This window comes from Bradyrhizobium sp. CCGUVB23, assembly GCF_024199885.1.
In the GTDB taxonomy this organism is placed as follows: Bacteria; Pseudomonadota; Alphaproteobacteria; order Rhizobiales; family Xanthobacteraceae; genus Bradyrhizobium.
This window is the reverse complement of the sequence record NZ_JANADQ010000001.1, coordinates 7,253,978-7,278,862: the sequence shown is the minus strand read 5'-3', so window position 1 is coordinate 7,278,862 and position 24,885 is coordinate 7,253,978. Positions and strand designations below refer to the sequence as shown.

22 protein-coding genes are annotated in these 24,885 nt (G+C 64.5%); 7 read left to right on the top strand and 15 right to left on the bottom strand.

Annotated elements, in window-relative coordinates:
* Positions 1 to 18: 18 nt before the first annotated feature.
* Positions 19 to 1,674, bottom strand: coding sequence for a fumarate hydratase (locus tag NLN62_RS33635; protein WP_254111668.1), 1,656 nt, complete (start codon positions 1,672 to 1,674; stop codon positions 19 to 21).
* A gap of 120 nt (positions 1,675 to 1,794) precedes the next feature.
* Here NLN62_RS33635 and NLN62_RS33630 point away from each other — a divergent pair, with 120 nt between their 5' ends.
* From NLN62_RS33630 to NLN62_RS33615, 4 genes are all read left to right on the top strand, one after another.
* On the top strand, positions 1,795 to 2,328 hold the full coding sequence (locus tag NLN62_RS33630) for a hypothetical protein (protein ID WP_254111667.1): 534 nt from the start codon (positions 1,795 to 1,797) through the stop codon (positions 2,326 to 2,328).
* Positions 2,329 to 2,420: 92 nt separating this feature from the next.
* Entirely contained in the window at positions 2,421 to 2,900 is a 480-nt protein-coding gene (locus NLN62_RS33625) for a hypothetical protein (protein WP_027526300.1), read from the top strand.
* 237 nt (positions 2,901 to 3,137) lie between these two features.
* Complete coding sequence (locus NLN62_RS33620; protein WP_198031875.1) at positions 3,138 to 3,311, top strand: hypothetical protein; 174 nt, start codon at positions 3,138 to 3,140, stop codon at positions 3,309 to 3,311.
* 81 nt (positions 3,312 to 3,392) lie between these two features.
* Entirely contained in the window at positions 3,393 to 4,067 is a 675-nt protein-coding gene (locus NLN62_RS33615; RefSeq protein WP_027526301.1) for an isoprenylcysteine carboxylmethyltransferase family protein, read from the top strand.
* A 107-nt stretch (positions 4,068 to 4,174) separates the two neighbouring features.
* On the opposite strand, the gene NLN62_RS33610 is transcribed toward NLN62_RS33615, so the two are convergent.
* The 10 genes from NLN62_RS33610 to flgB all read right to left on the bottom strand — a co-directional run bounded on the left by NLN62_RS33610 (position 4,175) and on the right by flgB (position 13,480).
* Entirely contained in the window at positions 4,175 to 4,882 is a 708-nt protein-coding gene (locus tag NLN62_RS33610) for a glutathione S-transferase (protein ID WP_254111666.1), read from the bottom strand.
* A gap of 141 nt (positions 4,883 to 5,023) precedes the next feature.
* Positions 5,024 to 5,713, bottom strand: coding sequence for a lectin (locus NLN62_RS33605; RefSeq protein ID WP_027526302.1), 690 nt, complete (start codon positions 5,711 to 5,713; stop codon positions 5,024 to 5,026).
* Positions 5,714 to 5,859: 146 nt separating this feature from the next.
* On the bottom strand, positions 5,860 to 6,831 hold the full coding sequence (locus tag NLN62_RS33600; protein ID WP_027526303.1) for a TIM44-like domain-containing protein: 972 nt from the start codon (positions 6,829 to 6,831) through the stop codon (positions 5,860 to 5,862).
* A gap of 269 nt (positions 6,832 to 7,100) precedes the next feature.
* On the bottom strand, positions 7,101 to 9,686 hold the full coding sequence (gene cckA / locus NLN62_RS33595; RefSeq protein ID WP_027526304.1) for a cell cycle histidine kinase CckA: 2,586 nt from the start codon (positions 9,684 to 9,686) through the stop codon (positions 7,101 to 7,103).
* Positions 9,687 to 9,841: 155 nt separating this feature from the next.
* On the bottom strand, positions 9,842 to 10,921 hold the full coding sequence (gene flhB, locus NLN62_RS33590) for a flagellar biosynthesis protein FlhB (RefSeq protein ID WP_254111665.1): 1,080 nt from the start codon (positions 10,919 to 10,921) through the stop codon (positions 9,842 to 9,844).
* A gap of 176 nt (positions 10,922 to 11,097) precedes the next feature.
* Positions 11,098 to 11,868: a flagellar biosynthetic protein FliR gene (gene fliR, locus NLN62_RS33585; RefSeq protein ID WP_027526306.1), complete on the bottom strand. Its 771-nt coding sequence runs from the start codon at positions 11,866 to 11,868 to the stop codon at positions 11,098 to 11,100.
* Positions 11,869 to 11,885: 17 nt separating this feature from the next.
* A complete protein-coding gene (gene fliQ / locus NLN62_RS33580; RefSeq protein WP_007612284.1) occupies positions 11,886 to 12,149 on the bottom strand; it encodes a flagellar biosynthesis protein FliQ in 264 nt (87 codons plus the stop codon).
* A gap of 156 nt (positions 12,150 to 12,305) precedes the next feature.
* Complete coding sequence (fliE, locus tag NLN62_RS33575) at positions 12,306 to 12,614, bottom strand: flagellar hook-basal body complex protein FliE (protein ID WP_027526307.1); 309 nt, start codon at positions 12,612 to 12,614, stop codon at positions 12,306 to 12,308.
* A 17-nt stretch (positions 12,615 to 12,631) separates the two neighbouring features.
* Positions 12,632 to 13,057: a flagellar basal body rod protein FlgC gene (gene flgC, locus NLN62_RS33570; protein WP_027526308.1), complete on the bottom strand. Its 426-nt coding sequence runs from the start codon at positions 13,055 to 13,057 to the stop codon at positions 12,632 to 12,634.
* Positions 13,058 to 13,075: 18 nt separating this feature from the next.
* Positions 13,076 to 13,480 (bottom strand): flagellar basal body rod protein FlgB, encoded by a 405-nt coding sequence (gene flgB / locus NLN62_RS33565; protein ID WP_254111664.1) that lies wholly within the window; start codon positions 13,478 to 13,480, stop codon positions 13,076 to 13,078.
* 349 nt (positions 13,481 to 13,829) lie between these two features.
* Between flgB and NLN62_RS33560 the strand changes: the two genes are divergently transcribed.
* Together NLN62_RS33560 and fliP are read left to right on the top strand one after the other, a co-directional pair.
* Positions 13,830 to 14,777 carry a flagellar biosynthetic protein FliO gene (locus NLN62_RS33560; protein WP_027526310.1) on the top strand — a complete coding sequence of 316 codons (948 nt, stop codon included), beginning with the start codon at positions 13,830 to 13,832 and terminating at the stop codon, positions 14,775 to 14,777.
* Positions 14,774 to 15,529, top strand: coding sequence for a flagellar type III secretion system pore protein FliP (gene fliP, locus NLN62_RS33555; protein ID WP_254111663.1), 756 nt, complete (start codon positions 14,774 to 14,776; stop codon positions 15,527 to 15,529). The genes NLN62_RS33560 and fliP overlap by 4 nt, the downstream gene beginning before the upstream one ends.
* A gap of 127 nt (positions 15,530 to 15,656) precedes the next feature.
* Here fliP and NLN62_RS33550 read toward each other — a convergent pair whose 3' ends face one another.
* Positions 15,657 to 15,893: a hypothetical protein gene (locus NLN62_RS33550; RefSeq protein WP_027526312.1), complete on the bottom strand. Its 237-nt coding sequence runs from the start codon at positions 15,891 to 15,893 to the stop codon at positions 15,657 to 15,659.
* 100 nt (positions 15,894 to 15,993) lie between these two features.
* The gene (locus tag NLN62_RS33545; protein WP_254111662.1) at positions 15,994 to 19,725 is read right to left on the bottom strand and encodes a lipopolysaccharide assembly protein LapB; all 3,732 of its coding nucleotides are present in this window, start codon (positions 19,723 to 19,725) and stop codon (positions 15,994 to 15,996) included.
* A 241-nt stretch (positions 19,726 to 19,966) separates the two neighbouring features.
* On the opposite strand from NLN62_RS33545, the gene NLN62_RS33540 reads away from it, so the two are divergent.
* The gene (locus NLN62_RS33540; protein WP_254111661.1) at positions 19,967 to 22,759 is read left to right on the top strand and encodes a UPF0182 family protein; all 2,793 of its coding nucleotides are present in this window, start codon (positions 19,967 to 19,969) and stop codon (positions 22,757 to 22,759) included.
* A 318-nt stretch (positions 22,760 to 23,077) separates the two neighbouring features.
* On the opposite strand, the gene NLN62_RS33535 is transcribed toward NLN62_RS33540, so the two are convergent.
* Both NLN62_RS33535 and NLN62_RS33530 read right to left on the bottom strand, forming a co-directional pair.
* Positions 23,078 to 23,881: a tetratricopeptide repeat protein gene (locus tag NLN62_RS33535; protein ID WP_254111660.1), complete on the bottom strand. Its 804-nt coding sequence runs from the start codon at positions 23,879 to 23,881 to the stop codon at positions 23,078 to 23,080.
* A 113-nt stretch (positions 23,882 to 23,994) separates the two neighbouring features.
* On the bottom strand, positions 23,995 to 24,654 hold the full coding sequence (locus NLN62_RS33530) for a FecR domain-containing protein (protein WP_027526316.1): 660 nt from the start codon (positions 24,652 to 24,654) through the stop codon (positions 23,995 to 23,997).
* Positions 24,655 to 24,885: the final 231 nt, after the last annotated feature.

The following is a 24,885-nucleotide window of genomic DNA, read 5'->3' as shown; positions in this document are numbered from 1 at the left end:
CTCCTGCGAGGACGCGTGCTAGCCCAGGTTCAACTCCTTGAAGAAGTCATTGCCCTTGTCGTCGATGATGATGAACGCCGGGAAATCGACCACTTCGATGCGCCAGATCGCTTCCATCCCGAGCTCAGGATATTCGAGCACCTCGACCTTCTTGATGCAGTGCTCGGCCAGGTTCGCCGCGGCGCCGCCGATCGAGCCGAGATAGAAGCCGCCGTACTTCTTGCAGGCCTCGCGCACGGCCGGCGCACGGTTGCCCTTCGCCACCATCACCATCGAACCGCCGGCGGCCTGGAACTGGTCGACGAAGGAATCCATGCGGCCCGCCGTGGTCGGACCGAACGCGCCGGAAGCGTAGCCCTCGGGCGTTTTCGCAGGACCCGCGTAGTAGACCGGATGGTTCTTGAAGTAATCCGGCAGCGGCTCGCCCTTTTCCAGCCGCTCGCGCAGCTTCGCGTGTGCGGAGTCGCGCGCGACGATCATGGTGCCGGTCATCGAGACCCGCGTCTTGATCGGATATTTCGCGAACGTCGCCAGAATGTCCTTCATCGGCTGGTTGAGGTCGATCTTGACGACCTCGCCGCCGAGCGTTTCTTCGACCTGCGGCAGATACTGCGCCGGATTGTGCTCGAGCTCCTCGATATAGATGCCGTCCTTCGTGATCTTGCCGAGCACCTGGCGGTCGGCCGAACAGGACACGCCGAGCCCGATCGGCAGCGAGGCGCCATGGCGCGGCATGCGGATCACGCGCACGTCGTGGCAGAAATACTTGCCGCCGAACTGCGCGCCGACGCCGAGCGACTGCGTCATCTTGTGGATTTCCTGCTCCATCTCGACGTCGCGGAAGGCGTTGCCATCAGGCGAGCCGTGGGTCGGCAGCGCATCGAGATAGCGTGCGGAGGCGAGCTTCACCGTCTTCATGCAGAGCTCGGCCGAGGTGCCGCCGATCACGATCGCGAGGTGATAGGGCGGGCACGCCGCTGTGCCGAGCGTCAGCACCTTCTCCTTGAGGAAGGCGAGCAGCCGGTCCTTGGTCAGCACCGAGGGCGTTGCCTGGAACAGGAAACTCTTGTTGGCCGAGCCGCCGCCCTTGGCCATGAACATGAACTTGTAGGCGTCATCGCCCTCGGCGTAGATCTCGCACTGCGCCGGCATGTTGTTTGCGGTGTTCTTCTCCTCATACATCGACAGCGGAGCGACCTGCGAGTAGCGCAGGTTGCGGCGCAAGTAAGCGTCGCGCGCGCCTTCCGACAGCGCCGCCTCGTCCTCGCCGTCGGTGATGACGTTGCAGCCCTTCTTGCCCATGATGATCGCGGTGCCGGTGTCCTGGCACATCGGCAGGACGCCGCCGGCGGCGATGTTGGCGTTCTTCAGGAAGTCGAGCGCGACGAACTTGTCGTTCGGGCTGGCTTCGCCGTCCTCCAGGATCGCGCGGAGCTGCTTCAGATGCCCTGGGCGCAAATAGTGGTTGATCTCGCCAAAGGCCGCCTCCGACAGCGCCCGCAGCGCCTCGCGCGACACCACCAGCATGTCCTTGCCCAGCACTTTCTCGACCCGCACGCCCTCGGTCGAAATCTTCTTGTAGGGCGTCTCGTCCTTGCCGAGCGGAAACAGCGGGGTGTGCTTGTAGGGCGGAACGGGCTGGGACTGGTCGGGAAAGGCGGTGGGAGCGTTCATGGTCTGGTCTCGGGGTTAGGTCGGCTGGGCGCGACAAAAGGCGCCAAGGTTTGAACCCTTCTAAGCACTTTTCCCACAAAGGGAAGGTTTTCGGACGCCCTCCAGCAATCGAAATGACGAATGCCTGCCCCTGCGATTACACCTGACACCATCCCGGTCCCGACCCTGCCGATACGCCGCCCGTTCGGCCTCTTGATGGTCCTCTTCGCCGTCGCGGCGCTGGAGGCTTTTGACGGCTTGTCCAGCGTTTCGACGCTGTTTGGCGACATGTCGGAGATCCCTGGCCCCGGTCTCGGTGGATTCCTGATCAAGGCACATATCGCCACGCATCCCGTGCTGGCGCTGGCGGCGCTCGCCTGCGCGGCCATGGGACACCTGCGTTGCGCAATCCTCGCACTTGCCGCCATCATCATGATGACCTGGCTGAACCACATGCCTTCGGTGGTTCTGCACGGCTTCGACGTCGCCGGCATCGGCGCCTTCCAGACCCCGGCCGAAATCATCGCCTTCCCGCTGATGGCCGCCTGCGCCATCGCCTGCGCGCTCCGCAATCAGCGCCTCGCTCTCGCCACGCTGCTCGTCAGCGTACCGACGCTGTTCAACATGATGATGTTGGTTGCCTTTGCGGTGGGCGTGGCGATCTATGGGTTCTGAAAAACCGGCGCATTGGGCCCGCATAACCGACAACGCGACACTTGCGCTTCGGGCGCTCCAACGCTTTTATAGCGCCGAAGGGGCTTTTCATCATGATTTTCAAATTCGACGTTCGCGGCGCGATTCTGGCCGCCGCTGCAATCACCGGCCTTGTCACCCTCGCCTCGCCTGCGCGCGCGGACCAGTGCGATGACATCGCAAAGCAGCTCGGCAATGCCATCGACGGGCTGAAGGTCAACTTCAAGGCCGCCAACATCATCTACCTCACTCACCCTGCGGCGAAGGAATTGTCGCTCGGCTGTCGCGCGCAAGGGCAGACCTACTCCAACGAGCTCTATGCCAAGGGCGACCGGCGGCCGACGTCGCAGTTCTATGATCTGGTCGCCTCGGCGGCGGCAATCATCTTCACGCTGCCGAAGGACGACACCACGACCGGTGCGACGCGCTGCCTGAAGCGCATGGGCATCTTGCGCGGCGACAAGGTGTCGATGCGCTACAAGCGGCTGAACATGGAGTGCACACGCACCAAGACCGAAGCCTCGATCGCAATCACGCGGCCGAAGGACGAGTAGACGGAGTCCCTCTCCTCACGATCGGGCACCGTCGCGACGTCGGGTCCACAAACTCCGTCATTGCGCAATGACGGGGAAAGAGCGGTGCTCTTGCTGAGGCGCTCTTGATTGCGGTGATAAAGGCTGCCGTCCTGCGGCTGACGCAGAAAAATCCCTCGCATTTTAACGATCTGCTTCACGGAAGGTTCGGCTCCCGCGGGTCATGTTCGCGTGTTTCTATCTGTGAGGATTTGCGTGATGAGTGTTTCCAGCGTTACGCCGCCGCCGATCGCGATCGTGGCGCCGAACTACGACACGACCCAGCAGCAGGACGACCAGACCAAGGCCAACGATTCCGATTCCAGCTATCAGCCGCCGCCGGCGCCGCCGCTGCCGCCGGGCCAGGGCACGCGGATCGATCAGTACGCCTAACCTCGGCTCTCGCCCGCCTTCAAGCCGCATCTTTGCCAGATAGCGGCGCTAGCATCATGTGCGAATTGCAGGGAACCGCGCATGATCGCAAGACTGCTCTTGCAGAACTCGATCGTCGTTGTCGCAATGGGCGCGCTACTGTTCGCGTCCGCCGGCACGCTGGACTGGCCCTCCCTGTGGGTGTGGCTGATCACCTCTGCACTGCTCGGCCCGGTCTGCGGCTGGTGGCTGTACCGGCTCGATCCGGCACTCCTCGCCGAACGCCTCCGCCCGGTCATCCAGAAAGACCAGCCGGCCGCCGACAAGGTCTTCATGGCCGTGTTCATCCTGGCGATGGTGGCCTGGCTTGTCACGATGGGGCTGGAGCGGCGCTATCGCGCCTCCGACATGCCGGTCGCGTTGCAGGTGCTGGGCTTCGTGCTGAGCCTGCTCTCGACGGCCTGCATTCTTTGGGTGTTTCGCGAGAACTCGTTCGCCGCACCCGTGGTGAAGCTGCAAACCGAGCGCGCGCAGCACGTGGTCTCGAGCGGACCCTATGCCTATGTGCGGCATCCCATGTACAGCGGCATGGTGCTGTTCTTCCTCGGCGTGCCGCTGCTGGTCGGCTCATGGTGGGGCGTCGCGATGCTGCCGCTGTTCCTCGTCTTGTTTGCGATCCGCATCCGCATCGAGGAGCGCACCCTGATCCAGGGCCTGCCCGGCTATGCCGACTATGCGCTGCGCGTGCGCCATCGGCTGCTGCCGGGCGTCTGGTGAGCATGATCCGGAAAAAGTGTGCAGCGGTTTTCCCTCGCGACAAACGCGGAACGCGTTTGCGCGGAGATCATGCTCAATACAATAAACCTGGCACGATGATGATCCGCTTACGCGTCGAGCTCCTTGTAGCGGCGGAAGATGCCCTGCTCATTGAAGGGAATGCGGCGCCCGCTTGCGAGGTAGGCCTTGATGTTCGGCCGCGCCGCGACGCGCTCGCGCAGCGCGACGAGGCCGGGGATCTCCTTCTCGAAGGCGCGCATGCGTTTTGGAAACGCGTAGCGCAGGCCGTCGACGATCTGGAACAGCGAGAGATCGGCGTAGGTGAGCTTGCGGCCGGTGACGTAGACACCGCCATTGGTATCGAGAAGCTCCTCGAAATAGCCGAGATACTTTGGCACGCGCTCCTTCCAGAATTCGGCCGTGCGCTTCTTCGCAGCCGGCCGCGCGTCCTCGTAGTAGAGCGACGGCCCGAGCGGATGATGGGTGTCGTGGATCTCCAGCACGAAATCGGCGATCGTGAGCTGGAGCTGATGCAGCCACAATTTGCCGGCCTTGGTCTTTGGCGCGAGGCCATGGCGGCTGCCCAAATAAAGCAGGATGTTGGCGGTCTGGCCGATGACGAGCTTGCCGGCTTTCAGGAACGGCGGCGCAAAGGGCGGCGTCCCTCCTTGCGCATCCATCATCTTCATCATCGCAGCCGTGCCGCGCGGCCCGCGCGCCACGTCGACATAGGCCGCCCCCGCCTCCTCCAGCGCCAGCCGCACATATTCGCCGCGGCCCTGGATCTCGGGCCAGTAATAAAGCTCGTATTTCATGAGGGGCAGTCCTGTGATTGGGCCGATGCGAGCGTAGCACGCGACCCAAACACCGTCATTCCGGGGCGGTCCGAAAGGACCGAACCCGGAATCTCGAGATTCCGGGTTCGATGCTTCGCATCGCCCCGGAATGACCTTCGGTCAATTCGCCGCGAAGCAGTAGAGCAGCCCGTCGCCGCCGGTGCTCTTCAGGTCGGCCTGCGAGCAGCCGCCTTCCGGTCCGCGCGAGGGATGCGAGCTGTTCCAGGATTTCGAGGGCTCGTCGTCGCGCAGGCCCCGGCGATCGAGATGGCCGACCATCGCGGCGCCTTGCGTGCTCGACGTCCAGTTCTTGCAGGTGCGATCATCCGGACCGGCAAACGCAGTGCCGTCGGATTGCGAGCCCGTGAGGACGTCGTGCCGGTTCGGCTGGTCGCCAACACCATTGATCCCCTCGCCCTTCTCGCTCAGCGCGGTCTGCTTGGTGAGGTTATTGGCCGGGCTGTGCAGATCGGCAACGTCCTTGGCGATCACGACCCCCTTCGCATTCTGCCACGGTCCCTTGCCGATGCGGTCGCGCGCGTTGACGGCCGGCTTGCCGTCTGCGGCTTGTGTCGAAAGGTACGCATGCCAGGTCTTGGTGCCGGCGCCGGCGGATTGCGCGAGCTTCTGGCATTGCGCGTCGGCACCATCGAGACCGCCGAGATCGGCGCCCTTGCCGGGCCCGCTGGAGGTAACGAAGAAGGTTATGCCGGCCGATTGCGCCAGTGCCGGCGGCGCCGCGACCAAGGCAAGCGCGGCCACAGCGAGTGCGGGGCGTAACGGGTTCGCACGTTTCATCAAACGGGTCATCTCTTCCTCCAGTTGTGTTTCTTTGGCCGCCGCCCTAGTCGAACCCGCCGCGCGCGAGATTATTCCGCCGCCGCGGCGCCAAGCGGGCACAACAAAAAAGGCGCCGTGCCGGAGCACGACGCCCTTGTTCGTTGATTTGCGAGCGATCAGTTGGTCTGCTGGATCGCCGAAAGTTCCCAGTTGCTGCCGGGCCGGCGCGCGAAGGTCCAGACCTCGGTGACTTCGCTCGGCTGCTCGCTGCCGGCGACGATCGCGCCGGTGTTGCGGTCGACCGTCTTGTCGGTCAGCGCGAAGCGCATCGCGACGGTGGCATAGTCGGTCACGTCCTCGCGCCAGGCTTCCGCCAGGTCGCCCTGCAACAGTTTTACGTTGGAAGTCTTGTTGACGACGTTGCGGGCGCGGTTCTCGGCCAGATCCTTCTCGAAATAGGCAACCATTTCCGGCGTCGCGAGCGTATGCAGTTTTGCGACATCCTCGTTCGACCAGGCGGCCTGGATATCCCCGAGCAGGCGCTCGAAGGCCTCATAATCGGCCGGCTGGATCTCCAGCGGCGCGTTGTTGGCGCCGAGCCCGAAACCAAGTCCGCTGCGGTAGCTCGGCTGCGGTCCGCTGCCTGCGCCCGCGCCAGCATAGGCCGTCTGCGGCGTGTGACGGCGCTGCCACCAGGACATCGCCATCCGCACCAGGAACACCACCAGCACGATCTGGAGAATCAGCCCGAGGATCGACGACAGGCCGCCCAGCCCACCGAACAGGCCGCCGCCGAACAACAGGCCGAACAGGCCGGCGCCGATGAAGCCCGCCGCGAGCCCGCGCAGCATGCTGCCGCCCGGACGGTTGAACATGCCGCCGCCCATCGGGGCGGTCGAGTTCGCGCCCGGCTGGCTATAGGTGCGGTTGAAGGGTGTGGCCGTGCCCGGCGCCGTCGAGGTCGACGGCGGCGCGGAGAAGGTTCGCGAACCGCGCGAGCCGGACGAGAAGCCGCCACCGACGCGTGCATCGGCGGATGTGATCGCGAGCGCGGTCGGCAGCGCCAGCGCCAGCGCGACGGCCATCGCCTTCACGAGACTGCGGCTGCGTAACGAGAAATTCATGTGCGTTTCCCAAATCCCCGACATGGGGAAGTGCCCCTAAGATGGGCAGTGGAACACAAAAGTGAAGCCGGTTTCGGAAACCGCGGCTGCGGCCCTCAGTCGCGGGTGGTGCGGAATTACCCCCCGCAATAACGGCTGCGCCCCTCCGCGCGTCATTGCGAGGAGCGAAGCGACGAAGCAATCCAGAATCCCGCCGCGGAATGCCTCTGGATTGCTTCGCGGAGCCTGTCATCGGGCCGCGCTACGCGCGGACCCGGTGGCTCGCAATGACGGGAGATTGGGTAAACAGAACCTCACCCCGCCTTCATCGTCTCCTTCACGGCGGCGACGAGCTGGCTCAGCGTGAACGGTTTTGGCAGGAAGTCGAACTGCTGGCCTTCGGGCAGGCTCTTCTCGAAGGCGTCCTCGGCGTAGCCGGAGACGAAGATGAACTTGATGTCGGGGTTCTTCTCCCGCATCGCCTTCAGAAGCGTCGGACCATCCATCTCCGGCATCACGACGTCGGAGACGACGAGATCGATCGCTCCGCTCTGCTCGTCCAGCACCTCCATGGCCTCGACGCCGTTCTCGGCCTCGACCACGGTGTAGCCGCGTGAGCGCAGGCCGCGCGCGTTGAGTGCGCGCAGGCCCTCCTCGTCCTCGACGAGCAGGATGGTGCCCTGCCCCGTGAGGTCGGTGCGCGGCTTGGCTTCGGCCGCGGGCGCTTCTTTGGCCGCGCCGTCGGTCGCGGCGACCGCGGCCGTGCCGGTCACCGGCGTCTCGACCTGCGCTTCGGGTTCGGCATGGTGCCGCGGCAGGAAGATGTGGAACGAGGTACCTTTGCCCGGCTCGGAATCGACGTAGATGAAGCCGCCGGTCTGCTTGACGATGCCGTAGACGGTGGACAGCCCGAGCCCCGTGCCCTTGCCGACCTCCTTGGTTGAGAAGAACGGCTCAAAGATCTTGTCGCGGATGTCGGCGGGGATGCCGGTGCCGGTGTCGGCGACCTCGATCCGCACATAATCGGCCGCCGGCATGCCCTTATAGGCGAGCTTGCCCGCTTCGTCCGTGGCGACGTTGGCGGTGCGGATGATCAGCTTGCCGCCGTCGGGCATCGCATCGCGCGCGTTGACGGCGAGATTGACGATGACCTGCTCGAACTGGGAGACGTCGACCTTGACCGGCCAGAGGTCGCGGCCGTGGACGAGATCGAGCTTCACCTTCTCGCCGATCAGCCGGCGGAGCAGCATGGTGAGATCGGAGAGCGCATCGCCGAGATCGAGCACCTGCGGCCGCAGCGTCTGCCGGCGCGAGAACGCCAGCAGCTGCCGCACCAGGGTCGCAGCCCGCGTCGCGTTCTGCTTGATCTGCATGATGTCCTGGAACGACGGATCGGTCGGCTTGTGCGCGTTGAGCAGGAAGTCGTTCGCCATCATGATGGCGGACAGCACGTTGTTGAAGTCGTGGGCGATGCCGCCGGCGAGTTGGCCGACCGTCTCCATCTTCTGCGACTGGTTGATCTGGTTCTCCAGCGCACGCCGCTCGGTGGTCTCGAGCATGTGCACAATCGCGGCCTCGGCGTCGTTCTCGCCCTCGTCGACCGGCGTGACGAAGAACTGTCCCCAGCGCTCCTTCGTTCCCTCCAGCGCAACCTCGACCGGCGCGATGTCGCCCTTCCCTTCGGCGGCCTGGTTGATCGCCGCGATCAGCAGGTTCCGATCGCGCGAATTGATCGCGCGGAAGATCGACCTGCCGGCGCTGTCGAGGCCAAGGCCCTGCGCCAGCTTGGCGTAACGCGCGTTCGCCCGCACGACGTTGCCGCCGCGATCGACGGTGGCGATCGCCATCGGCGTGTGGTCGAAGAAGCGCATGAAGCGCACCTCGGCGGCGCGGTCGGGATCGCTGCGCTCGTCGCGGGCGCGGCTGATCACGAGGGTACGCGACGGGCCAGGCGTGCCGTCGGCTCCGAAGGCCAGCTTGTGGTAGAGCCGCACCGGCATGGTCTTGCCGGTTCGCATGCGCAGGTCGATGTCGAAGACTTCCGTCTTCACCTCACCCGGCACCGCCACGATCGAGGTCAGCAGCGAGGCGCCATCACCGGAAACGATGTCGGTGAGCTTGAGGCCGCCCGAGCCGATCTCGGCGAGATCATAGTCGAGCCAGTTGGCGAGCGTCGCGTTGACGTAAGCGAGCTCGCCGGCCGGATTGACGGAGAAGAAGCCGCACGGCGCGTGATCGAGATATTCGATCGCGTGCTGGAGCTCCTGGAACACGTCCTCCTGGCGCTCGCGGTCGCGGGTAATATCGGCGATCGACCACACCGCATATCTGGCCTCGCGCTTGCCCGTGCCGAGCGGACGCACCCGCATGCGCAGCCAGCGCCCCTGGCTGCCGTCATGGCCGGAGATCCGCACCTCTTCCTGCTGCCGCTTGCCTTCGCGCGCGGCCTTCAGCAGGCGGAACACGGCCTCCGACACATCAGGGTTGCCGATGAAGACGCGCTCGACGGGCCGCACGTCCTGCGGGCCGGAAGCGCCGGTCATGGTCAGATAGGCCGCATTGGAATAGACGACATGGCCGCGCGGATCGGTTACCGCGAGCCCGTCGAAGGCATGATCGGAAATGCGAGCAATGATGGGATCGTCGAGATTGCGGTCGGCGAAACGAACGATGCCGGCCGCAAAGGCGAACAGGTTGAACAGACCGACCATCGCCAGCACGGCGAGGATGCCGAGGATATAGGGCTGCGCCTGCGTCCGGCCGAGCGTCATCAGCCCGACGGCGACTGCCACGAGCGTCGCCGCCACCAGGAACACCAGCGCGATGCTGCCCGAGCGCTGCGGCGGCTCATGCACCGCAACAGGCTCGCGTGACACGTTGTGGTCGGTTTCGGCGGTCATCCCAGGTCAGCGCAGCCTGTCGGCAGGAAAAGAATGCGCGAACCGCGCGCAACGGGCCCTCCCTGCCTGAATCGGACCCGCAGGCGCAAGGGCGGCAAGGGCGAAACGTACGCTGATTCCCAGTTTACGGCCATTTCCGGTACTTTTCGGGTGCCTTATTGCCGTCCGGCGCCGAATCCGCGCTTCAGCCGCATGACGTAGCCGATGACCTCGGCAACAGCATGGTAGTGCTCGACCGGGATTTCCTGGTCGATCTCGACGGTGGCATAGAGCGCGCGCGCCAGCGGCACGTTCTCGACGATCGGAATGTCGTGCTCGCGGGCGACCTCCCTGATCTTGAAGGCGAGATTGTCGACGCCCTTGGCGACGCAGATCGGCGCCTGCATGCCGCGTTCGTAGGAGAGCGCCACCGAATAGTGGGTCGGGTTGGTGATGATCACGGAGGCCTTCGGAACCGCCGCCATCATGCGCTTCTTGGCACGCTGCTGCCGGAGCTGCCTGATCTTGCCCTTGATGTGCGGGTCGCCTTCGGACTGCTTGAACTCCTCCTTGATCTCCTGGAGCGACATCTTTTGGCGCTGGAACCAGCTGCGATACTGGAAGAAATAGTCGGCGATCGCGATGATCGCGAGCGCCGCGACCACTGCGCCGAGCAGATGGATGGTCATGTTGGTGGTGGCGCCCAGCATGGCGACCGGGTCGAGCTTGACCATCGCCTCCATGCGGTGCCGCTCCGGCCACAGGATCATGGTCATGACCGCGCCGAGCACGATCAGCTTGCCGATGCCTTTGAGGAAGTTCGCCGCCGCCTGCTTGCCGAAAATGCGCTTCATGCCGGCGGCGGGCGAGAGCTTGCTGAATTTGGGCTTCAGGGATTCGGCAGACCACACCAGGCGGTGCTGGAGCATGTTGCCGGCGATGGCCGCCAACACCAGCATCAGCAATGGCACGCCGACCGCGGCGACCACCGCGACTTCGATCTGCTGCATCAGCGCGAGCAGGTTCCCGCCGTCGGTCTTGATCATCCAGGAATTGGCGAGCAGGTTGCGCATCGGCGTCACCAGCCCGCTGCCGACCGAGCCCGAGAAGGTCGAGACCACGAGCGTGCCGCCCGCGATCATGAACCAGGTGTTGATCTCCTGGCTCTTGGCGACGTCGCCGCGCTCGAGCGCCTCCTCGAGACGTTTTTGTGTCGGGTCTTCTGTTTGACTCTCGGGATCGTTGTCTTCAGCCACGTAGCGCCCGCTTTCCGAAGTTCGTCACTTTCGCGGCCCCCGTGCACGAACTTCGGAAAGCAGAAGGGCGCTACAAGACTTTAGTTTGGCTAGTGCCGCTCATCGATTTGAAGTTCCTCACAGAACTCGCGGCAAACACTGGAGGAACTTCAAATCGGCGGCACTAGCGATCCCTCTTATTTCAGCGGCATCATCTGGTGCATCACACCGATGAAATAGTCGAGGAAGGTACCCATCATCGCCGCGAGCACCACGGCGAGCACCAAAAAGCCGGCGAAGATCGAGAGCGGCACGCCGACGAAATAGACCTGCATCTGCGGCATCAGCCGCGCCAGCACGCCAAGCCCGATATTGAAGACGAGGCCGAACACCAGGAACGGTCCGGAGAGCTGCAAGCCCAGGCGGAAGGCGGCGGCGAAGGCGCGCGTCGCCAGCGAAGCGACATCGCCGCTTGCCATCGTCTCGCCCGGCGCGAAGATCGCATAGCTGTCGTTGAGCGCGGCGATCACGAGATGATGGCTGTCGGTCGCGAACAGCAGCGTCACGCCCAGCATGGTCAGGAAGTTGCCGACCAGCACGCCCTGCTGGCCCTGCGTCGGATCGACCGAGGTGACGAAGCCGAGTCCCATCTGCTGCGCGATCACGGCGCCGGCGACCTGGAGGGCGGCAAGCGTCACGCGCGCGGTCGCGCCCAGCACGATGCCGATCGCGATCTCATGCAGCATCAGCACCAGGAGCGAGGAGATCGAGCCCATGTCGACATGATAGGCGTTGCGATGCAGCGGCAGGATGATCAGGGTGAGCAGCAGCGCGATCGACAGCTTGATGCGCGTTGGAATGTTGGTCTCGCCCAGCCCCGGCAGCAGCATCACCATCGCGCCGACCCGGGCGAAGGCGAGCATGAAGGCTGCGGCGAGCGCCGGCAGCAGCGAGATGTCGATGCGCATGACACACGCATTGTGCCTCAGCCGCCGATGATTCGCGACGATATCCGCAGCATGTGGGAGTGGAGCGCGTCGGCCATGAACGGCAGCGCCAGCAGCATGGTCGCGAAGATCGCGAGGATTTTCGGCACGTAGATCAGGGTCTGCTCCTGGATCTGCGTGAGCGCCTGGAATAGCGACACCACGACACCAACCACGAGCCCCACCACCATCAGCGGCGACGACACGATCACGATCGTCCAGATCGCATCCCGCGCCACGTCAAGCGTTTCAGGTCCGGTCATTGCAAAATCCTCTATTCAACACTCGCCTTCCCACCGCTGTCGCGAGGGAGCCACGCCCTCTCCCGTCATTGCGAGCGCAGCGAAGCAATCCAGAGAGGCATCCGCGGAAAGATTCTGGATTGCTTGGCTGCGCTCGCAATGACGAGTGTGAGAAACTCAGATCGCCATCTTCATGATGTCTTCATAGGACTGGATCACCCGGTCGCGAACCGACACCAGGGTCGAGACGGCGACATCGGTTTCGGCCACCGCCGTCACCACATCCATGACGTTGGCCTTGCCGCTCGCCATGGCCACGGTCTGCGCATCGGACTTGCGGCCGGAGTCCATGACGCTGCCGATGGAGTCCTTGAGCAGCGCGGCGAAGGACGGGCCATTCGTCTCCGATCCCTTGCCTGCGGCGCTGTTCTCCAGCACGCGCGCGAGGTTGGCGTAGGCGTTCGCGGCAATCGTCGGTGAAGCCATGGCTTTGAGCCTCCTGTTCAGGCCTTGAGGATGTCGAGCGTGCGCTGGATCATCCGGCGCGTTGCACTGATGATGTTGAGATTGGCTTCATAGGACCGCTGCGCGTCGCGCATGTCGGTCATTTCGACCACCGAGTTCACGTTCGGATATTTGACGTTGCCGCTCGCGTCGGCGGCTGGATTGTTCGGCTCGTATTTGACGCGGAAGTTGGACTGGTCGGGCTTGATCTTGCCGAGGGTGACGACTTGCGCGTCCAGCGTGCGGTCGAGCGCGGAGGAGAAGGTCGGCACCTTGCGCCGGTAGGGATCGCCGCCGGCGGTCTGAGCAGTGGAGTCCGCGTTCGCGATGTTCTCCGAGATCACCCGCATGCGCCCGGCCTGCGCGCGCAGGCCGGAGGTCGCAATCGCCATCGAGCGGGCAAAGTCGCTGCTGTCATTCGCCATGATGCGCTTCCGCTAGCTCTAACCTTTACCGATCGCGGTCTTCAGAAGGTGCAGGCTTTTGGAGTAGAGCGAGGTCGCGGCCGCGTAATCCATCTGGTTCGAGGCGGACTTCATCATTTCCTCCTCGAGATTGACGGCATTGCCCGCAGGACGTGTCTCGAAGCCCGCATTCTTGTTCTGGTCGAAGCTCGACGGCGCGCCCGACGGCGTCATGTGCGAGGCGCTGGTGCGGGCCATCGCGAGCGGCCCCATGGAGCCGGTGACCGCGCCGGCCTTGTCGAACTTGGGATCGACCAGGTCGCGCGGCCGGAAGTTGGGCGTGTCGGAATTGGAGACGTTCTCGGACAGGACGCGCTGGCGTTCCTGGTGCCACTGCATCTTGGTGCGAAGCGCCGAGAGCACCGGAAGGTCGTTGATGGACATGGCTTGCGGCTCCTTGCCCCGGATCAGGCCCGGAGCTAGGCAGAATTTGCCGCGTGTATGGTTAATGGCTGGTTAAGAGGTTGGCGGCAGATATCCCTCCTTGAGACGCCAAGGTTTCGCCCCGTGATTCTACGCTTCCAAAACGCTCGTTAACCCAATCGCTTGGCTCCGGAACAATCCCCAAGAAGTCGTTTTGGATCGGGCGATTCATGGGTTATTAAGAACTGGGGACGGCAGAACTTGCCGTGAGGTGTTAAGGGATCGAACTTCTGGGGCGTCGCGGGCTTGTGGTCGGGATGGATTTCGACCATTGGCCGCATGAGACAAGCGCCATTTGCCGGGGACAAGCATGCAAGGCCCTTTGACCTTTATCTTAGCGTTCATCGTCGTTCTGGCGCTGATCGGCCTGGCCGCGTGGCTGGTTCGCCGATTCGCGACGAACCGGCTGGGCGCCAACACCCAGCGCGGCCGGATGCCCCGGCTTGCCGTGATCGATGCCGCCGCCGTCGATGGCCGTCGCCGCCTGGTGCTGGTCCGGCGCGACAATGTCGAGCATCTCCTGATGATCGGCGGCCCGACCGACATCGTCGTCGAGCCCAACATCGTGCGTGCAGCCCCGAGCCGCGATCAGTTGCCGCAACGGGCCGGGAACGCCGAGCCGCCGCCGCGCCTCGCTCCATTGCCGGAACCCGCCGCTTGGGATGAGCCTTCGCCGCGCCCCGAGCTTCTCGACCAACCCGAGCCGCAGATGCCCGAGCCGTCGCCGCGGCCTGCGCGTCCCTCCTTCGCCGACGAAGTGCGCCGGCCTGCGCCTGCGCCTGCGCTCGCCGAGCGTCGCAGTGATCCGTTCGCCGGCTTCACCGCCGAGCCGGTCACGCCGCGCCCCGAGCGCGAGCCACAGGTCAGGCCCGAGCCGATGCCGCCGCGTGTCCCGCGCGGCGAGCCGATGATGCCGCGCCCGCCGCGCCAGAGCGAGCCGCCCAAGGTCCCGCCGGTGCGCGCCGCCGCGCCGCCACCGCCTCCCCCGGCGCCTCCCGCCCCGCCGGCGCCTCCCTCGCCGGCCGTGCCCTCGAGCGCCGAGCAGAATCTCGCCGAGATGGCGCAGCGGCTCGAGGCCGCCCTGCGCCGGCCCGCCGGCGAGACGGTCGCGCCTCCCGTTGCGCCCGAGCCGCCCGCACCCGCGGTGCGCCCGTCACGCAACGAGGCGCCTGCCCCGGCCGCACCCGCAAAGACGAGCTTTGAAAATCTCGAAGACGAGATGGCCTCCCTGCTCGGCCGCCCGAAGCCATCTTCGTGAGGCACTCGGCTTTCCCGCGTAGAGTTTTTTTCCTTCCTGTCCTGATCGGCGCCGCTCTCCTGGCGGCGCCTGCGCATGCGCAGGACATCAGCATCAATCTCGGCGGCCAGGGGGGCGGCGGCGTCACCGAGCGCGCGATCCAGCTCATCGCGCTGCTCACGGTGCTGTCGATCGCGCCGTCGATCCTGGTCATGATGACGTCGTTCACGCGCATCGTGGTCGTGCTGTCGCTGCTTCGCACCGCCATGGGCACCGCGACCGCGCCGCCGAACTCCGTGATCATCGCGCTCGCGATGTTCCTCACCTTCTTCGTGATGGGACCGGTCCTGCAGAAATCCTATGACGAGGGCATCAAGCCGCTGGTCGCCAACCAGATCGGCGTCGAGGACGCGCTCCAGCGTGCCTCAGTCCCCCTGCGTGGCTTCATGCAGAAGAACGTGCGCGAGAAGGATCTGAAACTCTTCATGGACCTCTCCGGCGAGCCGCCGCCGGCAACCCCCGACGAGCTCGCGCTCCGCATCCTCATCCCCTCGTTCATGATCTCCGAGCTGAAGCGCGCCTTCGAGATCGGCTTCCTCCTGTTCCTCCCCTTCCTGATTATCGATCTCGTCGTCGCCTCCGTCCTGATGTCGATGGGCATGATGATGCTGCCGCCAGCGGTGGTGTCGCTGCCGTTCAAGTTGATCTTCTTCGTGCTGGTCGACGGCTGGTCGCTGGTGGCGGGAAGCCTGGTGCAGAGTTACGGGGGGTAGCGGGCGGACGGCCACGGGGCAAACGTCTCCTGCTTTCGTCGAGAACCTCAGGCCCCTCCCCGTCATTGCGGAGGATGTGGCGGCAGCTTGCGACAACAATTGCCGGCCAGCGCTGCGGCTGCCCACCCTACCCCTTCACGTCATATTGCTTGCTGAGGTGATCGCCGATCTGCACGAGCATGGCGACGCATTCGGGGTAGCCGGGCTTGTCGATGGTGGCCTGGTCGGACTCGTCGCGGAACTCCCAGCTGTCGCCATCGCGGAGAACGATGATCTTCATGCCGTCCGAACAATCGGCATGGACCTTCAATTCGGCTTTCGCCATGGCGATCAGTTCGGCTTCGGTCTTGACGGGCTTGCTCATGTCCACGCTTCTCCCGGCATCGGCGCGTGTCGAGACCGCGCCTTGAACGGGAAATTGCCGCGTCAGAGGGCGGCTGTCGAGAGGCCGAAGGTAGGAGGACCTAGCGGGTCATCTTGATCTGCCTCACGGGCGGGATCGCGGGCAGCGAGCCGGTGTGCTCGGTCTCGTCCTTGGCCTGCGGCGGCATGGGCGCGCGGGCGGTGGCGTCGGGGAAGCGCTGCTTCATCTCGCGCAGGAAGCCGTCGAGCGTGTCGACGCTGGCCGCGAGCTTGGCAATCTCCGCGAATTCGGCGCTGGAGGCGGCCGCCGGCTTGCTTGCGATGTCGAAGGCGAGCCGGTCGGAGCTCTCGCTCATCAACGGCGCGTATTTCTCGCGGAAGCGCGACAGCCCGATCGCATCGTCGGCGAGCGCGTAGCCGACGGCGGCGCGGATCACGTCGCTCTTCTCGACCGCGTTGAGCGGCTTGAAGTCGCGAAAACGCTCGCCGTAGTAGAGCTCGATCTGCTCGGCGGATTCGCGCCAGCGCCGCGCCGCCCAGAAGATGTCGGAGCGCAGGCGGATGGCCTCGCGGCCCGCGACGTTGGAGACGATGTCGAGCGCGAGGTCGTGGCGGCCGACGTCGCTCTGCGCGCGCGCCTCCAGCAGCAGGCGCTGCTGGCGCAATTCGCCGGACAGATCGCTGATGCGGCTCGCCCGCAGCGCCGAGATGGCCATGTCGGGCTTGCGGTTGGCGAGATAGACCATGGCGAGGCGGGCCGCGACCTGCGCGCGCGCCGCGCCTTCGAGGCGGTGGTCGACCTGGTATTGCAGGAGCTCGGCGGCCTGGTCGAGCAGGTCGATAGACGCCAGGCGATCGGCGAGCTTGCGGATCAGCTCGTCGCCGCGCCGGCCGATCGGCGTCAGCTCGCGGAACTCGTAGAACATCCCGAGCGCCTCGATCGGCGGAAGATCGTCGCCCTTGGAGCTCAAGAAGATCTGCGAGAACAGCTCCTGCGCAAGGTCCTGCGCCTGGCGCGAGGCTTCCGCATTCGGTTGGAGTATCGTCGCGGTACGGGCCGCGGCGAGCGCATCCCGGTAGCGGCCCATGTCGGCATACATCCGCGCCAGCAACTGCAGCGTCTTCACCTCGATGGCGTCGCCGCGCCAGGTCATCGCCAGCGTCTCGAGCTCACGCAGCGCGTCATCCTTGGTGATCTCGTCGCGCTTCTGCCGCAGCGCGACCTCGAGCTGCTTGGCTTCGGCGGCGGCCGGCCGGTCGTCCGAGCCGACAGCGAACTTGTAGTCGTCGAGCGCGTCCTTGTCGTGGCCGAGCGCTTCGGCGAGCCTGCCGCGCAGCACCGCGAAGGACGGCGCCATGTCCGGCGGCACGCCGACGACCTCGAGCTCGCTGCGCCGCTTGGAGGCGCCGGCATAGTCCTTCACCTCGAGCGAGGCCCGCATCGCATCCATCGTCACGATGCGCTGGACGTCGAGCGGCAGCGAGGCGATGGCGAACTCGACGTTCTTGAACTTTTCGCGCGCATCGGCCCACTTCCCTTGCCGCGCATAGGCGAGCGCCTTCCAGAGCTGCGAGTCGTGACTGTTGCCGATCACGGGATTGGCGAGATCCTTCAGCCCCTGCCCAGGCCGGCCAATGAGGATGCTCGCGATCGCGTGCATGATCAGCGCCGAGGACTCCTCCTTGTTGAGGGGATCGGCCAGCATGACGTCGGTCATCGCCTTGGCTTCGTGATACATGCCGCGCGACATGTAGAAATGCGCGAGGTCAAGCCGCGGGATCGAGCGCTGCGCCGGCTCGACCGCCGCGATCGCGGCGACCAGCGCGCTCTGGCGGTTCATGAACAGCTCGGACTGTCCCTTGCGCCATTCCTCGATGTTGAAGACCGGCCGCACCGCGGTCGGCGCGCGCTCGGCGGAGACGTCGACCGGCGACAGCGTCAGCCCGCCCTTCTTGCCCAGGATCACCTTGTCGGAGCCGACCTCGACGCCGACCTCGTCGGAGTTCGGACGAATGGCGATGCCGTGCGCGGATTCGAGCAGCGAGAGATCGACCAGGTCCTGCCGCTTGATGAAGCCGCGGACCGGCCGCGGCGCGGTGACGACGTAGAGCGTGTCGCCGGCGTCGGGATCGGTCAGCTTGTGCAGCATGCCCGGATTGGCGAAGGGGATAGCGATATTGGCGAGCGCCGGGTCAGTGATGTTGCGCATCATCATTAGCGGCAGCGGCGTTGCCTGGATCTTGTCGGCGAGCGTCAGGAGCCAGTTGGTCTCCTTGCCGTTCTCCTCACTCGACAGCGAATAGACCAGCGGCCGATTGAGGCGGATGCGGATGGCCTGGCCCTTGTCGAGCGGCGTGCGGCTGACCTCGCCGATCATCGCGCCGCCCTTGGCGCGGATCGGCTCGACGTCGATGGCTTTCTGGGTGTCGAACACCAGCCAGACGGTGTCGCCGCGCCGGAATGCGGCGGCGGGCGTTGCGACCGAGAGCGGGAACGTCACGCGCAGGCCGTCGCTGTCGCGGCGGGCATCGACGCTCGGCGCGGTGTCTTGCGCGACGGCCGGAGCCGGCGCCTCGACTGGTGCGGCTTTCGCCATGTCCTTCGGCGCGTCCTTGACCGGCTCCTTCGGCGCTTCGGCGGCCATCGGTGCTAACGGTTTTGGCGCAGCAGCCGGCGCTGCGGCCTCTGCAGCCGCCGGCGCGAGTTTCGGCGCCTCGGCCGAATGCGCAGCTTGAGCCGTGACAGGCTCGGGCGCGGCCAGCACCGGCGCGGGCTTCGGCGCCTCGGCAGCCGGCGCCGCGCCCGCGACCTCAGGCTTCACCTCGATCTTGGCCTCGCGCGCGATGGTCTCGGAGGTCGGCGGCGCGATCTCGCGCGGCATCTCCTTCTTCTCCACCGCCGCGTGCGGTCCCTGCGTCGCGACCGGCTTTGCTGGCGCCAGGACCTGCTCGGCCGTCGTCGCGGCCTTGTTCTTGTCCGGCTGGAAGGCGACGTCGACGACATAGTTCTTGTCGTCGCGGAAAGAGTGCACGTCGGCCTCGCCGATCAGCGCGATCTCGACATTGGTCTGGTCGATGTCCGCCTTCTGCTTGATCGAGGCCACGTTCGGGGGCGCCGCCACGACCGCGTCGGCGAGATCGAAGTTGAGATTGGCGTTGAAGGCGAGCGTCAGCTTCTGCTCGTTGAGCACCGAGGAGACGCCGACGCCGTCGGGCATCTCGAAGACGAAGCGCACGAAGGTCGGCTGCACCGAGGCGCGGACGCGGATCGGCGGGCGCTTCTTGGTCTCGGCGGCCACGCGCTGGGCGCGCAGCGCGCGCTCCGCGGCGCGCGCACGATCGGAGAGTTCCTTCACCACGTCCATCGGCAGGCTCGGCGGCGCGCCCTTCCAGCCCTCGGGCAGAAGGTCGACGAAGGTCCGCTCGCCGGCATTCATGGTGTTGACGGTGACGCGGCGCGCGAGCGACAGCCGGATCGCCCCGCCGTCGGGATCGCGGCGAGCGGAGTTGACGTAGTCGGGGGCACCCTCCGGGATGCGGTCGACCGGTACATCGACCGGTCGCTCGAAGCGGATGATCAGGATCGATCCCGCGGTCGTCACCTCGGACGAAACGTCCTCGCCGAGCTTGATGACGAGGCGCGCAAAACCGCCGCCGGCCGAGAAGGTCGCCTCGCCCCGCACCGGCTCGGCGCGCGCGGGCAAGGCCAGGCCCACCAATAGGCAGGCGGCCAGTACGGACAGCACGCGGACATGACGCTGCACGCCCGGCGCCGAGGTCAACACCAAGGCGCGGGCTCGCGACCAAAATCCAGCGGCAGCCTGTCGCGCCATTGGCGGCATTTCATCCGGTCCGACGATTCATGCCGGCAATGGGGCCGGCCTGTGCCCTCGACTGTAAGGTTTCGCCAATTAAGGACTTGTTAATGCTGTCGGATTGATTTGACCGGCGCTCGCTGCGCCGCACCAGCGTTCCCGAAACGGCCAGTCGAGGGCCCCCGGCGGTGGGAAGTAGCGCCATCGGTCGCACGTCCACGGAGCGCCGCCCCGGCTGCCGTTCTGCTATAGTGCGGACATGACGATCGGGATCGCCGGACCCGGCCAGAAGGCGCCGCGGCGCAGTGCTGCGGCAGGGTTCATTATCGCGGCCATCGCCATCGTCATTGGTCTGATCCTGCTCGCTCTCGTAAGCGACGTCCTGGTCGACTGGATGTGGTTCGCCTCGATCGGCTACAGGCAGGTCTTCTGGATCACGATCGGCGCCAAAACTGCTGGCTTCCTCGTCGTTTTCGCAGCGACTGCCACCGTATTGTGGGTGAACGCGCGGATTGCTCTTGGTCTCGCCGGGCGGCGAACCCGGTTGCCAGCGGCCTTTGTCCCAACAGTTGGAGCCGCTGCGGCTCAGCCCGATCCGCTTGAATTCCTGCGCGAGCGACTGCCGTGGCGTGGCGTGATCGCCGCCAGTAGCTGCCTCGTCGCCTTGCTTGTCGCCTGGGGCGAGGTCGGCAACTGGAGCACGCTGCTCCGGTTCATCTATCAAGTGCCGTACGGCAGCAACGATCCCTTGTACGGCAAGGACATCGGTTTCTACCTCTTCTCCCTGCCCGCCTTTGTCGCCGTCAAGAACTGGGCAATGCTGACGCTCGTCATGAGCGCGCTGTTTGCCGGGTTTGTCTATTGGGTGCATGGCGACATCGAGGACCGGGCTCAGCGAATGTCGCCGGCGGCGATCTCCCACGGTTCGGCACTGCTTGGGCTTTTCTTCGCCGTGAAGGCGTGGTCCTACGGGCTCGACCGCTACCACCTGCTGTTCGGCGACAACGGCGTGGTGGTCGGCGCAGGCTATACCGACGTCAACGTCGAATTGCCGGTGCTTTGGATCCTGATCGCGCTGTCGATCGTCGCCGCCTTGGCCGCATGGGCGAACCTGTGGGTGCGCACCTACCGCCTCCCCACCGCCGCGATTGCGCTGCTCTTCAGCGCCGCATTCCTGCTATCGGGCATCATCCCGGCAGTCTTTCAGCGCTTCTACGTCAGGCCAAACGAGCTGGACTGGGAGCGTCCCTATATCGAACGCAACATCACGCTGACCCGGGAGGCCTACAATCTCAATCGGATCTCACCGAAGCCGTTCCCTGCGGAACAGACGCTGACCTTCAACACGCTCGAGGCCAACAAGGCCACGATCGCGAATATAAGGCTGTGGGACTGGCAACCATTGGCCGACACTTACGCGCAATTGCAGGAGATCCGCACCTACTACAAGCTGCGCAACCTCGATGTCGACCGCTACTGGCTCGGCGGCACCTACCAGAGCGTGATCCTCTCGGCCCGCGAGCTGAATTCCGAGTTGCTGCCGCCCAACGCGCAGACCTGGGTCAACCGCCACATCCTGTTCACCCATGGCAATGGTGCGGTGCTGAGCCCGGTCACCCAGAAGAGCAGCGAAGGGCTTCCGCTCCTCTACCTGCACGATGTTCCTCCGGTTGCTCAGGGAGGTCCCGACATTCGCGAGCCGCGCATCTACTACGGGCAGCAGACCGAGGACTACGTCATCGTCAAGGCGACCGTGCCGGAGTTCGATTATCCCAAGGGAAAGGACAACGTCTACGCGTCCTATGACGGCGCCGGCGGCGTCCCGCTGTCGAGCATGGTGCGGCGACTGATCTTCGCTCACTATTTCAATGACGTGAACCTGTTTCTTTCTGACTACATCGGCAACGGCAGCCGGATCATGATCCGGCGCAAGATCCAGGAGCGAGTCGGCACGATCGCCCCGTTCCTGGTTCTGGATCGCGATCCCTACCTCGTCGTCAGCGAGGGCCGGATGTTCTGGATTCAGGACGCCTACACGACCAGCGAATATTTTCCCTATGCGCAGCGCGCGTCCGGCCTCAATCTCAACTACATCAGAAATTCAGTGAAGGTAATCATCGATGCCTATAACGGCACTGTCGACTTCTATCTGATGGACCAGGCGGACCCGATCGCCGCGACCTATCGTCGAATTTTCCCGGCTCTCTTCAAGCCGTTCACGGCGATGCCTCCCGATCTGCAAAGGCACATTCGCTATCCCGAGGACCTCTTCCTCATCCAGGCTCGGCTTTTCCAAACCTATCACATGGAATCTGCCGATGTTTTCTACAACCGCGAGGACCTCTGGCAATTCCCGCGCCAGCCGGCCGGCGACGGCATCTCTTCGATGGACGGCACGACGGCGATGGCGCCCTACTACATCATCATGCGGCTGCCCGGCGAAGCTCAAGCCGAGTTCTTTCTGATGATCCCGATGGTACCGAGCCGCCGCGACAACATGATCGCATGGCTGGCTGCGCGCTGCGACGAGCCCGGCTATGGCAAGCTGATCGTGTACGAATTTCCCAAGGAGAAGCTGGTCTACGGACCGTTCCAGATCGAGGCGCGCATTCATCAGAACACGGAGATCTCCCAGCAGATCTCGCTATGGAACCAGATGGGATCGCGGGTAATCAGGGGAAACCTGCTCGTGATCCCAATCGAGAATTCAATCCTCTACGTGTCGCCACTCTATCTGCGGGCCGAGCAAGGGCATTTGCCGGAACTGAAACGGGTGATTGCCGCCTATGGCGAGCACGTCGTCATGAAGGAAACGCTTGAGGAAGCTTTGTCGGCGCTCTTCGCGAACGGCGGGCCCGCAACGACAGCGCCGGGTGGGACCGCGGAGTTGCCCAGTGAAGGAGCAACGGCGGCACGAGCGCAGGAGGCGCTCGCGCACTACGATCAGGCAATGGAGCGGTTGAAATCCGGCGATTGGGCAGGCTTCGGCAAACAGATCGAGGCGATGCGCCGCCTGCTGGAAGACATCCGCCGGCAACCGGGCGGTCCGTGAGGACCAGGCCCAGTGAAGTCCGCCATTCGCCTGAACTGAACCGGACGATGACTTCCGTATGTTCGGGTCATGGTTCGCGACCCACGGCCTGCTGAAAGACAAAGGCCCGCCCCCGAGTGTGGGGAAGAACGGAAGGCTTCAAGAGTTGGAGGCGGGCCTCAAGGGCATTGCTATTCCAAAGCGGCGGGCGGAGTCCGTAAGCCAGCGCCCGTCACGTCATGACGTAGGTGAAATCTAAGCACCACCGAACCCGCCTGAATACCGGATTTTGATACCTCGACAGTCGCAGTCCATGTTTGCGAATGCGGGCCTCAGCAACTACCGCAGCCCGTAGCGCACGAAATCGTCGCCGATCCTGGGCTGAATTGTCTGTGCCGCCACGATATCGGCGTCACCGCCAGCCTTGTCGCCTTGTTTGAGCCGGGCGAGCCCGCGCCCATAAAGCGCGCTCGCAAGCTTCGGCTCGAGCCGCAGCACCGAGTTGTAGTCATCGATGGAGGCGGCGAGCTGGCCCATTTTCAGGAGGACCAGAGCACGTGAATCGTACGTTGCCGCATTGCCCGATCCCGATTGCAGCGCCTTGTTACAGTCTTCGAGCGCAGCCTGTAGAGCGCCCTGCATTGTGTGGGCCCAACAGCGTCCGCTCCACGCGCCAGCCATATCTGGCCGCAAGCGAATGGCCGCGTCGTAATCTTGCGCCGCACGATCGTACGCGTTCTTTCGCAGGTTGGCCTCTGCACGGTTCGCGAAGGCCTCGCCGTAGTTGGGATTGAGCTTGATGGCCTCATCCAATGACGCGATCGCGAGGTCGTATTCGCCTTTCATCAGTTGGGCCACACCGCGGTTGTTGAAGGCCTTGGTATAGCCCGGGTTGAGCTCGATCGATTGATCGAAATCGTGGATGGCTCGGTCATAGTGTCCCGTTTCGGCATAAGCGTTGCCACGGTTATTATGTGCGATGGCCAAGGCCTTCGTCGCGCCTGGGTGCGCGTCGATGAACGCGGTGCAACCATCAATTCGCGCTTCGAGCGAGGCGCGCCCGACGCTGTTGCACAGCTCGATCGTCTTGAGATAACCCCCTTCCTGCTTCGGCGCCTGCGCCACCGCCGGCAGCTCGAGCAATAGCAGGATGAGACCGGACGCCACGCCGCCGGTGATGGTTCCTGTCGCACTCGGCTTCATATCGGGAATCCCGATCACGGACTGAGGAAACTTCCATCCCTGGTGAAAGGCTTCTAGCACCGTCGGCAGATGTTCAAGTTGAGCTTGCGGTCGGCTTTCTGTTCGGATGGCCCGGTGGACGCGGCGGATTTCTTTGTCACCTTGCTCTTGCTCTTGCCCTCTTCGATGAGGGTAGAGAATTTCACCGACCCGTTGTCGGATATCTCGACATGCGGCGTGGTGCCTCGGATGCCCATTGTTGCGGCCGGGGTGTCGACCTTCATGTCACCAGTTTTCGCGACTTTGCCGGCAACGAAGGTGAACGTCCCTTTGGCGAGGCTGAAGAAAGTCGAATTGGACTTTCCGTTCGGGTCGTAGACGTACTCGTCCAAGGTCATGTGCGCGTTGCTCGACAGATTGAACGAGCTGCCATCGGTAAAGTTGATGCCAACCCGACCGTCATCCCCCGTCTGTACCACGTCCCCCAGATAGACGAGATCGCCGGCTTTCGTCTGATTGGCTTGGGGGGGCACGTTGGCCTGAACGACGACCGCGTTCGCGTGCTCGATCGTGACCGAGCCCGCGGCGGTTACGACCTTGCCAATTGGCTTCGATGAAAAGTTCTGAAGGACGGGCTTGGCGGAATCGACTTGCGCGCGCGCAGCATCGGGCAAGAAACCGGCGAGCGTCAGAACAAAGGCGGCCACCAATCCGAATATCGAATATGCACGCATGACCTCCCCCTTCGTCGAGAAGATCTTCGCCCCAGTCCTCTACGATCTTTCAAAATTCGCGAGTAGGACGGCAAATAGTATAATTTAATTGTTGTTAAATCCACCCCGGCGGCATATTTTTGTTCCGCAGGTTCGGAATACCGCGAAATTGCAATACCTCTTATTTGGAAGAGCAGATCGCTTCGATGGAAGGGGCCGGATACTCAGCGGTACGAAAGTAGTTCACGGCGG

What these genes read in the sequence shown, in the direction of transcription:
- NLN62_RS33635 (WP_254111668.1), bottom strand. Translation starts at nt 1,674, where the DNA reads ATGAACGCTCCCACCGCCTTTCCCGACCAGTCCCAGCCCGTTCCGCCC.
- NLN62_RS33630 (WP_254111667.1), top strand. Translation starts at nt 1,795, where the DNA reads ATGCCTGCCCCTGCGATTACACCTGACACCATCCCGGTCCCGACCCTG.
- NLN62_RS33625 (WP_027526300.1), top strand. Translation starts at nt 2,421, where the DNA reads ATGATTTTCAAATTCGACGTTCGCGGCGCGATTCTGGCCGCCGCTGCA.
- NLN62_RS33620 (WP_198031875.1), top strand. Translation starts at nt 3,138, where the DNA reads ATGAGTGTTTCCAGCGTTACGCCGCCGCCGATCGCGATCGTGGCGCCG.
- NLN62_RS33615 (WP_027526301.1), top strand. Translation starts at nt 3,393, where the DNA reads ATGATCGCAAGACTGCTCTTGCAGAACTCGATCGTCGTTGTCGCAATG.
- NLN62_RS33610 (WP_254111666.1), bottom strand. Translation starts at nt 4,882, where the DNA reads ATGAAATACGAGCTTTATTACTGGCCCGAGATCCAGGGCCGCGGCGAA.
- NLN62_RS33605 (WP_027526302.1), bottom strand. Translation starts at nt 5,713, where the DNA reads ATGACCCGTTTGATGAAACGTGCGAACCCGTTACGCCCCGCACTCGCT.
- NLN62_RS33600 (WP_027526303.1), bottom strand. Translation starts at nt 6,831, where the DNA reads ATGTCGGGGATTTGGGAAACGCACATGAATTTCTCGTTACGCAGCCGC.
- cckA (WP_027526304.1), bottom strand. Translation starts at nt 9,686, where the DNA reads ATGACCGCCGAAACCGACCACAACGTGTCACGCGAGCCTGTTGCGGTG.
- fliR (WP_027526306.1), bottom strand. Translation starts at nt 11,868, where the DNA reads ATGCGCATCGACATCTCGCTGCTGCCGGCGCTCGCCGCAGCCTTCATG.
- fliQ (WP_007612284.1), bottom strand. Translation starts at nt 12,149, where the DNA reads ATGACCGGACCTGAAACGCTTGACGTGGCGCGGGATGCGATCTGGACG.
- fliE (WP_027526307.1), bottom strand. Translation starts at nt 12,614, where the DNA reads ATGGCTTCACCGACGATTGCCGCGAACGCCTACGCCAACCTCGCGCGC.
- flgC (WP_027526308.1), bottom strand. Translation starts at nt 13,057, where the DNA reads ATGGCGAATGACAGCAGCGACTTTGCCCGCTCGATGGCGATTGCGACC.
- flgB (WP_254111664.1), bottom strand. Translation starts at nt 13,480, where the DNA reads ATGTCCATCAACGACCTTCCGGTGCTCTCGGCGCTTCGCACCAAGATG.
- NLN62_RS33560 (WP_027526310.1), top strand. Translation starts at nt 13,830, where the DNA reads ATGCAAGGCCCTTTGACCTTTATCTTAGCGTTCATCGTCGTTCTGGCG.
- NLN62_RS33550 (WP_027526312.1), bottom strand. Translation starts at nt 15,893, where the DNA reads ATGAGCAAGCCCGTCAAGACCGAAGCCGAACTGATCGCCATGGCGAAA.
- NLN62_RS33545 (WP_254111662.1), bottom strand. Translation starts at nt 19,725, where the DNA reads ATGGCGCGACAGGCTGCCGCTGGATTTTGGTCGCGAGCCCGCGCCTTG.
- NLN62_RS33540 (WP_254111661.1), top strand. Translation starts at nt 19,967, where the DNA reads ATGACGATCGGGATCGCCGGACCCGGCCAGAAGGCGCCGCGGCGCAGT.
- NLN62_RS33530 (WP_027526316.1), bottom strand. Translation starts at nt 24,654, where the DNA reads ATGCGTGCATATTCGATATTCGGATTGGTGGCCGCCTTTGTTCTGACG.